Source organism: Klebsiella sp. CN_Kp091, from assembly GCF_040065095.1.
Taxonomy (GTDB): Bacteria; Pseudomonadota; Gammaproteobacteria; order Enterobacterales; family Enterobacteriaceae; genus Klebsiella; species Klebsiella aerogenes.
Genome location: NZ_JBEAIO010000012.1, coordinates 144,976 through 153,254, shown reverse-complemented (window position 1 = coordinate 153,254; position 8,279 = coordinate 144,976). Strand labels below are relative to the sequence as shown.

General features: G+C 54.8%; 8 protein-coding genes. 4 read left to right on the top strand and 4 right to left on the bottom strand.

Features of this window, described 5'->3' with window-relative positions:
• Nucleotides 1-93: 93 nt before the first annotated feature.
• Complete coding sequence (locus ABLV17_RS12160) at nucleotides 94-1,020, bottom strand: LysR family transcriptional regulator (protein ID WP_348854300.1); 927 nt, start codon at nucleotides 1,018-1,020, stop codon at nucleotides 94-96.
• An 89-nt stretch (nucleotides 1,021-1,109) separates the two neighbouring features.
• On the opposite strand from ABLV17_RS12160, the gene ABLV17_RS12155 reads away from it, so the two are divergent.
• The gene (locus ABLV17_RS12155; RefSeq protein ID WP_013878163.1) at nucleotides 1,110-2,108 is read left to right on the top strand and encodes a bile acid:sodium symporter family protein; all 999 of its coding nucleotides are present in this window, start codon (nucleotides 1,110-1,112) and stop codon (nucleotides 2,106-2,108) included.
• Here the strand turns inward: ABLV17_RS12155 and ABLV17_RS12150 are convergent.
• From ABLV17_RS12150 to zipA, 3 genes are all read right to left on the bottom strand, one after another.
• Nucleotides 2,105-2,323, bottom strand: a complete 219-nt coding sequence (locus ABLV17_RS12150) for a DUF3820 family protein (RefSeq protein WP_013878164.1) — start codon at nucleotides 2,321-2,323, stop codon at nucleotides 2,105-2,107. The two genes, ABLV17_RS12155 and ABLV17_RS12150, sit on opposite strands and share 4 nt — an antisense overlap.
• 1 nt (nucleotide 2,324) lies before the next feature.
• Nucleotides 2,325-4,340 carry an NAD-dependent DNA ligase LigA gene (gene ligA, locus ABLV17_RS12145; protein WP_348854299.1) on the bottom strand — a complete coding sequence of 672 codons (2,016 nt, stop codon included), beginning with the start codon at nucleotides 4,338-4,340 and terminating at the stop codon, nucleotides 2,325-2,327.
• A gap of 76 nt (nucleotides 4,341-4,416) precedes the next feature.
• Complete coding sequence (zipA, locus tag ABLV17_RS12140; protein ID WP_213317530.1) at nucleotides 4,417-5,499, bottom strand: cell division protein ZipA; 1,083 nt, start codon at nucleotides 5,497-5,499, stop codon at nucleotides 4,417-4,419.
• A 230-nt stretch (nucleotides 5,500-5,729) separates the two neighbouring features.
• Between zipA and cysZ the strand changes: the two genes are divergently transcribed.
• The 3 genes from cysZ to ptsH all read left to right on the top strand — a co-directional run bounded on the left by cysZ (nucleotide 5,730) and on the right by ptsH (nucleotide 8,277).
• On the top strand, nucleotides 5,730-6,491 hold the full coding sequence (gene cysZ, locus ABLV17_RS12135; protein ID WP_049060291.1) for a sulfate transporter CysZ: 762 nt from the start codon (nucleotides 5,730-5,732) through the stop codon (nucleotides 6,489-6,491).
• Between the two features lie 177 nt (nucleotides 6,492-6,668).
• On the top strand, nucleotides 6,669-7,640 hold the full coding sequence (gene cysK, locus ABLV17_RS12130; protein ID WP_045362238.1) for a cysteine synthase A: 972 nt from the start codon (nucleotides 6,669-6,671) through the stop codon (nucleotides 7,638-7,640).
• Between the two features lie 379 nt (nucleotides 7,641-8,019).
• Nucleotides 8,020-8,277 carry a phosphocarrier protein Hpr gene (gene ptsH, locus ABLV17_RS12125; protein WP_000487600.1) on the top strand — a complete coding sequence of 86 codons (258 nt, stop codon included), beginning with the start codon at nucleotides 8,020-8,022 and terminating at the stop codon, nucleotides 8,275-8,277.
• Nucleotides 8,278-8,279: the final 2 nt, after the last annotated feature.

Here is an 8,279-nt window from a genome sequence, read left to right as displayed (position 1 = left end):
GACCCACCAATGTAAAAAGGCGCCCTAAAGGCGCCTTTTTGCTATGCGCAGAACTCAGACACCTGCGACGGAGCGCCGCCCAGGCAAAAAACTTCAGCGCTGATACAGCGGATCCTCAATTCTGGCTGATGTCAGATTTGCGCCCTCTTCTCGCACGATTTCCCACAGCGCCTGCGCCGCGGTCGACAGCGAACGTTTTTTTCGCTGCGCCAGCATCAATTGGCGTTCCACAACCGGGGTTAATCTTTTTATCTGCAAACGGCTGCCCTGCGGCAAGGGTAAAGCCAGCGCCGGCAGTACGCTAATACCAATCCCCGATTCCACCATCGGGAATAGCGTCGCCGGATGACCAATCTCCTGCACGATATCGGCTTTGATGGCGAAACGCGCCAGCGCGGCATCAATCAGCGGCCGACTGCCGGAAGCATAGTCCTGCAATACCAGCCTCTCCCCTTGCAACTCCTGCCAGTTGACCGATGACTGCCGGGAAAAGCGGTGATCCTCACGACATAACAACAGAAAAGGTTCCGCCAATACGGACTCGCACTGCAAGTCTGCCGCCGTCCCCGGATCGATAACGATACCAAAATCAACCTCTCCCTGACGGATACTTTCCAGCACCCACTGCTGCGGCCTGTCATGCAGTACGAAATCAATATCCGGATAGCGGCGATTGCTATGAGCGATGCATTGCGGGATCAGATGCGCCGAGATGGTCTGGCTGGCGGCGACGCGCACGGTCCCCGTCAGCTGCTGCCCTACCCGCCCCGCTTCGCGCAGGGTCACATGGAGTTCATCAAGCAAACGCTCAAGCTTGCCCGCCAGCTGATGGCCTGCTTCGGTGAGCACCACTTCACGCGTCGTTCTGTCGAGCAAACGTACGCCGGTCTGGTGCTCCAGTTCCTTAACGCTATGGCTCACTGCCGACTGGCTAAGACCAATAATTTCCCCGGCACGGCTAAAACTGCGCGCCCTGGCGACGGTGACAAAGACCTTTAACTGACGTAACGAATAATTCATCTGTTTTATTCATGAATAGATGCAATAAATCAATTTTATTTCTCAAAACAAAGAAAGCACAATAGCGGCATCGAATTTCAGGAGCGTTTATGAAACTTTTCCGCATTCTTGATCCATTTACACTGACATTGATCACCGTGGTTCTGCTGGCCTCGTTCTTCCCGGCGCGCGGCGAATTCGTCCCTTTCGTCGAGCATCTCACCACCGCCGCCATCGCGCTGTTATTCTTTATGCACGGTGCCAAGCTGTCGCGTGAAGCCATTATCGCCGGCGGCAGCCACTGGCGTTTACACCTGTGGGTGATGTGCAGCACCTTTATTGTTTTTCCGGTTCTGGGGGTTCTGTTTGCGTGGTGGGCGCCGATTAAGGTCGATCCGATGCTCTATAGCGGTTTTATTTACCTTTGTATCTTACCGGCGACCGTACAGTCAGCTATTGCTTTTACTTCGCTCGCCGGCGGTAACGTCGCCGCGGCGGTCTGTTCCGCTTCAGCGTCAAGTCTGCTCGGTATTTTTGTCTCGCCATTGCTGGTAGGACTGTTGATGCATTTGCATGGCGCTGGCGGCGATCTGGAACAGGTCGGTAAGATTATGCTGCAGCTGCTGCTGCCGTTTGTTCTTGGACACTTGTCGCGCCCGTGGATCGGTAGCTGGGTGGCGAAACATAAAAAATGGATTGGCAAAACCGACCAGACCTCAATCCTGCTGGTGGTCTACTCCGCCTTTAGCGAAGCCGTCGTCAATGGAATCTGGCATAAAGTGGGCGTAGGGTCGCTGTTGTTTATCGTCGTTGTCAGCCTGGTGCTATTGGCCATTGTCATCGCGATCAACGTTTTTGTCGCCCGCCGCTGCGGCTTTAGCAAGCCGGATGAAATTACCATCGTCTTCTGCGGCTCGAAAAAGAGCCTGGCGAACGGGATACCGATGGCGAATATCCTGTTCCCGGCATCGATTCTGGGGATAATGGTGCTGCCGCTAATGATCTTCCATCAGATCCAACTGATGGTCTGCGCCGTGCTGGCTCGTCGCTATAAAGCGCAAACAGACGCCCAACAGGCGCAGGAGAAATCCCGCGCTACGGCAGGTTAACGCGGTTGCTTCAGGGGCTGCACCAGTTGCGTCAGCCCCTCGGTCTTGATTAATAAGGTCAACGCCATCAGCTCGCCGAGATGCCCGGCAGGGAATTGATCCTTACGGGCAAACCACAGCAAATACTCTTCCGGGACGTCGATCAAACGGCGCCCCTTATATTTGCCAAATGGCATCTCGGTATTAGCAATCTCGATGAGCTGCGCTTTATCCACGTTATTCTCCCAGCAGGCGCATCATTTCGGCTTCGTCGATAACCTCAATGCCTAACTCCTGCGCCTTCGCAAGCTTAGAGCCCGCCGCTTCGCCGGCAATCACCAGATCGGTTTTCTTCGACACGCTGCCGGCGACTTTCGCCCCCATCGCGACCAGCCGCGCTTTGGCTTCATCGCGCGACAGCTGGCTCAGGCTACCGGTTAATACCACGGTTTTACCAGCAAACGGACTGTCAATTTCTTCCGCCTTCACCACCACCGGCGCCGGCCAGCGTACGCCTTCAGCGCGCAGTTGCGCGATGACCTCGCGGTTGCTCTCTTCGGCGAAGAAGTTAAAAGTATGCGTGGCGACGACAATCCCGACGTCAGGCACCTTCTGCAGTTCCTCAATTGAAGCCTGTTCCAGCGCTTCAATTGTGCCAAAATGCGCCGCCAGTCCCGCTGCTGTCGCTTCGCCAACTTCCCGGATACCGAGCGCGTAAAGGAAGCGGGCAAAAGTCGTCTCTTTCGCTTTCTCCAGCGCGTTGACCACGTTTTGCGCCGACTTAGGCCCCATGCGATCCAGCCCGGTTAGTTTGCCCGCGCTGAGACGGAACAGATCGGCTGGCGTATGGACGTACTCTTTCTCAACCAGCTGATCGATGATTTTATCGCCCATACCGTCGACATCCAGCGCCCGTCGGGAGACAAAGTGCTTCAGCGCTTCTTTACGCTGTGCGCCGCAGATAAGCCCGCCGGTACAGCGCGCCACCGCTTCCCCTTCCACGCGTTCAACATCGGAATGACATACCGGGCAATGGGTTGGGAAGATGATTTCACGCGTATGTTCCGGGCGTTCAGAAAGCACTACGTTGACGACCTGCGGGATCACGTCCCCCGCGCGGCGAATCACCACTTTGTCGCCAATACGCAGACCTAAACGTTCGATTTCGTCGGCGTTATGCAGCGTGGCGTTACTGACCAGTACCCCGGCCACGTGCACCGGTTCAAGGCGCGCTACCGGCGTAATCGCCCCGGTACGGCCAACCTGGAATTCCACATCGTTGACAAAAGTCATCTGCTCCTGGGCCGGGAATTTAAAGGCTACCGCCCAGCGCGGGGCACGGGCGACAAAACCAAGCTGCTCCTGCAGCGCCAGCGAATCGACTTTAATTACCACGCCGTCAATATCAAAACCAAGTTTCGGACGATCTTCTTCAACCTGGCGATAGTAAGTGAGCACTTCCTCTGGAGAATGACACAGCTTCACGCGGTCGCTCACCGGTAGCCCCCACTGCTTAAACTGCTGTAAACGGGCAGAGTGGCTGGCCGGCAGTTCGCCGCCTTCCAGCACGCCAACGCCGTAGCAGAAGAAAGTAAGCGGTCGCTTCGCGGTAATACGCGGGTCCAACTGGCGCAACGAGCCCGCAGCGGCATTGCGCGGGTTAGCAAACACTTTACCGCCGGTGCGGCGGGCTTCTTCATTAATTTTTTCAAATCCAGCCTGCGGCAGGAACACTTCTCCGCGCACTTCCAGACGCGCCGGGATATTGTCGCCGCGTAGCTTCAACGGAATAGCGCGAATGGTGCGCACGTTGGAGGTAATATCCTCGCCGGTGGTGCCATCGCCACGGGTCGCCGCCTGCATCAGCACGCCGTTTTCATAGAGGATGCTGACCGCCAGGCCATCGAGCTTGAGCTCGCAGCACCAGGTCAGATCCGTCGTATCGCTTAAACGGTCCTGCACGCGTTTGTTAAAGGCGAGGAAACTCTCTTCATCAAAGACGTTATCCAGCGATAGCATTGGCACTTCATGGCGAATCTGGCTAAAAGAGGCCAATGGCGCCGCGCCAACGCGCTGGGTTGGCGAGTCAGGGGTAATCAGTTCAGGATGTTGCGCTTCGAGTTCGCGCAGTTCGCGCATCAGCCGGTCATATTCCGCATCGGGAATCTCCGGGGTGTCCATAACATGATACAGATATTCATGATGGCGAAGGGTGGTTCGCAGTTCAGTCAGTTTTTGTTCGATTGGTTCCATATCGCACCATCAATGATAAAAAACCCCCGACGGGCGGGGGTTCAGATTAAGCAGACGACACGCTAGCGCGTAGAAATCAGGCGTTAGCCTCTTTTACTTCGCGAATACGATCCTGGTACTCACGCAGTTTCTGCGGCGTCATCATCCGACGCTGGTCGTCAAGCACCACGCCGCCAACTTCATCGGCGATGTACTGCGCCGACTGCAGCATCAGTTTAAAGTTTTGCAGCTCGTCGCCAAACGACGGCACCTGCATAAAGATAGTCACGCCCGGCGTGGTCATATCCACCATCGCATCCGGATTAAAGGTGCCAGGTTTAACCATGTTCGCCAGGCTGAACAATACCTGTCCGCTACCGTCCGGGCTTAAATGACGATGGAAAATATTCATATCGCCAAACTTAAAGCCGGCCTGCTGGATGCTGTTGATCAGCAATTCACCATTAAGCTGCGAACCGTGATGCGCGGCGACGTTCATCACGATGACCGTCTCTTTGCGCTCTTTTGGCTGCGGCGCGGCGGCGGGCTGCTGAGGTTCAGCGGCTGGCGCAACAGGCGCCTGTTGCGGCTGCGGCGCGGCTGGCTGTTGAACCGGCGCAGGTTGTTGAGCAACAGGTTGTTGGACTGGCGCCGGCTGTTGCGCTACAGGCTGCTGCGGCGCAGGCTGCACCGGCTGCTGGTATTGCGGCGGTACCGGTTGCGGCTGATGAACCGGCTGCGCTGGATGTACCGGCTGAGCAGGGGCAACATGATGCGGCGGCTGGGCCTGCGGCTGCGGAGCAACAGGCTGCTGCGGGCGCGGCGCGTGCGGCGGCGCCTGATGCACCGGCTCGTCCTGACGCACAGGTTGCTGCACCTGACGCTCGTACGGAGGCTGATACTGGTGTTGCGGCGCCTGACGAGGTGCTTCTTGCTCCCCATATGCGCCGTTCGGGGCGTGATTAACCCGGTGAACGCGAACTTCACCTACGCCTTCAACATCGTCATCAAAGTCATCGCCTTCCGATGTTTCATCGTCGCGAGACTTCATACGTTTCAGTGGGCGATCGCGGAACATCGAGGAACGCTCTTTACGGCTGGTCCAGAAACCATGTACCAGTAAAGCGATTATGGCGATCGCGCCAACAATGATTAATATCAGACGCAAATCCTGCATCATTATATTCTCTGTTGTTCTAACACCTTGCCACCACGGCAAACATTTACTCACTAAGAGTATTTGCCGATTACATCAAGTGCAAGTGCGTCTGCCCCTTTCACCCCATAAAGATGAACTAAATCGTGCTTTTTGCTGTTTTTTCGAACATTTCCTAACTGGTTATTGTCTGGCAACCCGATAAAATAAGCGGGCATTCACACTGAATGTTAAAAAAGGAGCATCGCCTGACTATGGTTTCATCATCCGCAACTACCCCACGTAGCGGCGTCTACTATTTTTCACAAGGCTGGAAACTCATCAGGCTGCCAGGGATCCGACGTTTCGTGTTCCTGCCTTTATTAGTTAACGTGATTCTGATGGGCGGCGCGTTCTGGTGGCTGTTTACCCGTCTCGATAGCTGGATCCCTTCATTAATGAGCCATGTGCCTGAATGGCTTCAGTGGTTAAACTACCTACTGTGGCCGGTGGCGGTTATCTCTATTTTGTTGGTATTTGGTTACTTCTTTTCGACTATCGCCAACTGGATTGCCGCGCCGTTTAGCGGCCTGCTGGCGGAACAGCTCGAAGCGCGGCTGACCGGCGCGACGCCGCCGGACGTTGGCGTATTCGGCATTATGAAAGATGTCCCGCGCATTATGAAACGCGAATGGCAAAAGTTTGCCTGGTACCTGCCGCGCGCCATCGTTCTGTTGCTGCTGTACTTTATTCCCGGCATTGGTCAAACCGTCGCGCCGGTACTGTGGTTCCTGTTTAGCGCCTGGATGCTGGCCATTCAGTACTGCGACTATCCGTTCGATAACCATAAAGTGCCGTTTAAAACCATGCGCGAGGCGCTGCGCTCGCGGAAGGTCATTAACATGCAGTTTGGCGCGCTGACCAGCCTGTTCACCATGATCCCGGTTCTCAACCTGGTGATTTTGCCAGTCGCTATCTGCGGCGCGACGGCGATGTGGGTGGATTGCTACCGCGATAAGCACGCGATGTGGAAATAGCGCGCTTAGCTGTCTCTTTCGGGGCGGTTCACGCCGCCCCTTATTTCCGTCTTATTCCTTCTTGCTCATCATTATTTCCCTTCAGCATATAGATATGCTAAATCCTTACTTCCGGATATTGTTTAAGCGGGTATGCTGAAGCCGTACCCCCAAATTTCATACAGTTAAGGACGGGCCATGAGTAAGATTTTTGAAGACAACTCCCTGACTATCGGTCATACGCCGCTGGTACGACTGAACCGCATCGGTAATGGCCGAATCCTGGCCAAGGTAGAATCTCGTAACCCGAGCTTTAGCGTTAAATGCCGTATCGGCGCCAATATGATTTGGGATGCTGAAAAGCGCGGCGTACTGAAACCGGGTGTGGAACTGGTTGAACCAACCAGCGGCAACACCGGTATTGCCCTTGCCTACGTCGCCGCCGCTCGCGGCTACAAACTGACGCTGACCATGCCGGAAACCATGAGCGTGGAACGCCGCAAGCTGCTGAAAGCGCTGGGCGCTAACCTGGTGCTGACCGAAGGCGCGAAAGGCATGAAAGGCGCCATCCAGAAGGCGGAAGAGATTGTCGCCAGCGACCCGGAAAAGTATCTGCTGCTGCAGCAGTTCAGTAACCCGGCGAACCCGGAAATTCACGAAAAAACCACCGGCCCGGAAATCTGGGAAGACACCGATGGCCAGGTTGACGTCTTTATTTCCGGCGTCGGTACCGGCGGTACTCTGACCGGTGTTTCTCGTTATATTAAAGGCACGAAAGGCAAAAAAGATCTGATTACCGTCGCCGTTGAGCCGACCGACTCGCCGGTTATCACTCAGGCGCTGGCTGGCGAAGAGCTGAAACCTGGCCCGCACAAAATTCAGGGCATCGGCGCCGGCTTTATCCCGGGCAACCTCGACCTGAAACTGGTCGATAAAGTGGTCGCTATTACTAATGAAGAGGCTATCTCCACCGCCCGTCGCCTGATGGAAGAAGAAGGCATTCTGGCCGGTATCTCTTCCGGCGCGGCTGTCGCCGCGGCGTTAAAGCTGCAGGAAGATGAAGCCTTTACCAATAAGAATATTGTGGTTATCCTACCGTCTTCCGGTGAGCGTTATTTAAGCACGGCGCTGTTCGCAGATCTCTTCACCGAGAAAGAATTGCAACAGTAGTGCCAGTTTGTAAAAACCGTGTAAAAAAGCACCTTTTCGGGTGCTTTTTTGTGGCATACGTCAAAGTTTTACCCCTCCTGGCATTGATTCACCTCGTAGGGTCTGGTATTTAACCAGCACATTTATTTTGAAGCGCGAAATTATTCAGATTTGGATTTCCGCACGCTGAATCGATTTTATGATTTGGTTCAAGTCTTCCTTTCGCGGCATAATGTTTAATGAAGTGCTAGACGTCAACGGACTTAAGGTCCTCTCAGCGGTTTCGCTGCTGACGCCTTAGCCACACACGTAACGCCGGCGCTAACAATACAGGCTAAAGTTTGGTCGTTAGGCTAGACTTTAGGTCCACAACACTAAACCTATAAGTTGGGGAAATATAATGTTCCAGCAAGAAGTTACCATTACCGCTCCGAACGGTCTGCACACCCGCCCTGCTGCTCAGTTTGTTAAAGAAGCGAAAGGCTTCACTTCTGAGATCACTGTAACCTCCAACGGCAAAAGCGCCAGCGCAAAAAGCCTGTTCAAACTGCAAACTCTGGGCCTGACTCAGGGTACCGTTGTGACCATCTCCGCTGAAGGCGAAGATGAGCAAAAAGCAGTTGAGCATCTGGTTAAACTGATGGCTGAACTCGAGTAAGT